This window comes from Mesorhizobium sp. M7A.F.Ca.CA.001.10.2.1, from assembly GCF_003998575.1.
In the GTDB taxonomy this organism is placed as follows: domain Bacteria; phylum Pseudomonadota; class Alphaproteobacteria; order Rhizobiales; family Rhizobiaceae; genus Mesorhizobium.
On the sequence record NZ_RZQY01000645.1, the window covers coordinates 1 to 3,500 of the forward strand.

The following is a 3,500-nucleotide window of genomic DNA, read 5'->3' on the forward strand; positions in this document are numbered from 1 at the left end:
CCGCCAACAATGGATCGGCCTGCTCTATGTCGCGCCGGCTGTCGCGCTGGTCGTCGTCTTTTTCCTGATCCCGCTCGGCATGACGGCGTGGATGTCGCTGCACAACTGGCCCTTGATGGGCGAGCATAGCTACATCGGCCTCGGCAACTACGTCGCCATCCTGCGCGACACCAGGTTCTGGAACGCGCTGCGCTTCACCGCCTTCTACACGGTGATCGTCACCATCGCGATCTTCGTGGTGGCCTTTCCGCTGGCGCTGTTCGTCGAACGGCCGCGGCCGCTGACCAATCTCTACCGCACCATGTTCTTCATGCCGGCGGTTGTCGGTTTCGCCTCGGCCAGCCTGCTCTGGTCGTGGTTGCTGAATGTCGATTCCGGCCTGTTCAGCCCGGCTGCCTACGACCTCGGACTGATCGACAGGAAGTTCAACCTTCTGGCCACCTTCCAGCCGGCCTTCTGGTCGATCATCGCCATGGTCGTCTGGAAGGTCGCCGGCTTCACCATGATCATCCTGATGGCCGGCCTGCAATCGATCCCGCAGGACCTGCAGGAGGCGGCCGTCATCGACGGTGCCGGGCCTTTCGCCAGGTTCAGGGCGATCACCCTGCCGCTGATGCGCCGCACGCTGGCGCTGGCGCTGATCCTGTCGGTCGCCGGCTCGATCCTCGCCTTCGACCAGTTCTACATCATCCTGCGCGGCGGCCCGCGCAACCAGACGCTGACGGCGGTCTACTGGATCTTCAACCAGTCCTTCGTGTCGTTCAAGCTCGGCTATGGCGCGGCACTTTCCATGGTGCTGCTGGTCATCCTGGTGGCGCTCAGCCTCGTCCAGCTATGGTTGTTGCGCAAGCCGGAGGGTCTCGACTGATGGCGCAGGCAGCCTCCCGTAGCCGCCGGCTCCTGAGCCGCGTCGCAGAGCATTCTACCGGCATCGTCGCCTCGGTGCTGTTCGCCGCGCCGATTGTTTGGGCGGTGCTGTCGGCGTTCAAGCCGGCGGCCGAAGCACGCCTGCCGCCGCTGCCGCCGTGGCCGACGTCGGGGTTCTCGCTGGAGAACTATGCCACGCTCAACAGCTTCGGCGACGGGCTGTGGGTCTCGGCGCAAAACAGCATCTATGTCTCGGTGATGACGGTGGTGCTGTCGGTCGCCGTCAGCGTGCTGGCCGGCTACGGCTTTTCGCGGTTCCGGTTTCCGTTCAAGGACCTGTTCTTCATCCTCATCCTGTCGACGATCATGATCCCGTTTCAGTCGATCCTGACGCCGATCTTCCTGGTGCTGACCAAGCTTGGCCTGCACAACACCCTGACCGGCCTGGTCGGCGTCTATGTGACGCTGCAACTGCCGTTCTCGATCTTCATGATGCGCAACGCCTTCGACGCCGTGCCGCGCGAAATCGAGGAGGCCGCCCGCATGGACGGCGCCAGCAATCTCACCATGCTTTTGAAAGTGATGCTGCCGCTGGTCTGGCCGGGCGTGGTCACCATCGCCCTGTTTGCCTTCCTCGGCGCCTGGAACGAATTCCTCGCCGCCCTCGTGCTGATGACCGACCAGTCCAAGTTCACGCTGCCGGTGATGATGACCGCACTGCAGTCGGGCCGCTTCGGCGCCATCGACTGGGGCGCGGTGCAGGCGGGCGTCACCGTGATGATGGTGCCGTGCCTCATCCTCTTCCTGGCGCTGCAGCGCTTCTACATCCGCGGCCTGATGGCCGGGGCCGTCAAATAGAATGGAGTAAGTTCATGACCGCATCGCCATCCGCAAAAACCGGAAAACCGAAGCTCGCCTTCCGCCCGCTGCCGGTGCCGCAGGTCGACGTGCACGGCTTCTGGGGCGACCGCGCCGACGCTGTCGCCACACGCACCGCCGACATCCTCTACGAGCGCTGCGTCGAGGCCCGCATGCTGGAGCAGATCGATCCGGACCGCCCCTCGCCCGGCATAGTCATCCCCTTCCACTCGCCCTCCCCCGACGAAGCCGACCGCCAGGGCGCGGAATTCACTGGATCGACGGTGACCACGCAGATGTTCTGGGATTCCGATCTCGGCAAGACGATCGAGACCGCGGCCTATTCGCTTTACCGGCGCAAGAACCCCGAACTGGAGAAGAAGATCGATGCCGTCATCGACATGTATGGCAAGCTGCAGCAGGAGGACGGCTATCTCTCGAGCTGGTATCAGCGCATCCAGCCCGGCAAGCGCTGGACCAATCTGCGCGACTGCCACGAGCTCTATTGCGCCGGCCACCTGATCGAGGGCGCGGTCGCCTATTACCAGGCGACGGGAAAACGCAAGCTGCTCGACATCATGTGCCGCTATGCCGACCATATCGCGTCGGTGCTCGGCCCCGAGCCCGGCAAGAAGAAGGGCTATTGCGGACATGAGGAGATCGAGCTGGCGCTGGTCAAGCTGGCGCGGGTGACAGGCGAGCGGAAATACATGGAGCTGGCCAAATACTTCATCGACCAGCGCGGGCAGCAGCCGCATTATTTCGACGAGGAGGCCCGCGCCCGCGGCGCCGACCCGAAGGCCTATCATTTCAAGACCTATGAATACAGCCAGTCGCACATCCCGGTGCGCGAGCAGGACAAGGTCGTCGGCCACGCGGTCAGGGCGATGTACCTCTATTCCGGCATGGCCGACATCGCCACCGAATATGGCGACGACACGCTGCGGTCGGCGCTCGACCTTCTGTGGGACGATCTCACCACCAAGAGCCTCTATATCACCGGCGGGCTCGGGCCATCGGCGCACAATGAGGGGTTCACCAGCGACTATGACCTGCCCAACGAGAGCGCCTATGCCGAGACCTGTGCAGCGGTGGGCCTGGTGTTCTGGGCCAGCCGCATGCTCGGCATGGGGCCGAATGCGCGCTACGCCGACATGATGGAACGCGCCCTCTACAACGGTTCGATCTCGGGCCTGTCGCTCGACGGCTCGCTGTTTTTCTACGAGAATCCATTGGAAAGCCGGGGCAAGCACAACAGGTGGAAATGGCACCGCTGCCCGTGCTGCCCACCCAATATCGGGCGCATGGTCGCCTCGATCGGCAGCTATTTCTACAGCCTGGCCGACGACGCGTTGGCCATCCACCTCTATGGCGACTCGACCGCCCGTTTCGACATATCGGGCGTCCCGGTCGGCGTGACGCAGACGAGCCGCTATCCCTGGGACGGCGCCGTCGAGATCGTGCTCGAACCGCAGGCGCCGGTCGAATTCACCTTGCACCTGCGCATTCCAGCCTGGAGCGCCAGTGCCCAGTTGAAGGTGAACGGCGAGGCCATCAAGCTGGCTGAGATCACCAGCGACGGCTACGCCGCGATCAAGCGGACATGGAAGAAGGGCGACAATATCCGGCTCGATCTCGAAATGCCGATCGAGCGGCTCTATGCCAACCCGCAGGTGCGCCAGGATGCCGGCCGCGTCGCGCTGTCGCGCGGCCCGCTGATCTATTGCGTCGAGGCATCAGACAATGACAGCCAGCCGCATCGCCTGACGCTGCCG

Annotated in this window: 3 protein-coding genes; all 3 read left to right on the forward strand. The window is 63.9% G+C overall.

Annotation, left to right across the window (positions count from 1 at the left end; all coding sequences use genetic code 11):
* The coding region (locus tag EN964_RS29115; RefSeq protein WP_164776060.1) for a carbohydrate ABC transporter permease at positions 1-868 on the forward strand (868 nt) is incomplete at its 5' end.
* The gene (locus EN964_RS29120) at positions 868-1,725 is read left to right on the forward strand and encodes a carbohydrate ABC transporter permease (protein WP_127272570.1); all 858 of its coding nucleotides are present in this window, start codon (positions 868-870) and stop codon (positions 1,723-1,725) included. The genes EN964_RS29115 and EN964_RS29120, both read left to right, overlap by 1 nt.
* Before the next feature lie 14 nt (positions 1,726-1,739).
* The coding region (locus EN964_RS29125; RefSeq protein ID WP_164776061.1) for a glycoside hydrolase family 127 protein at positions 1,740-3,500 on the forward strand (1,761 nt) is incomplete at its 3' end.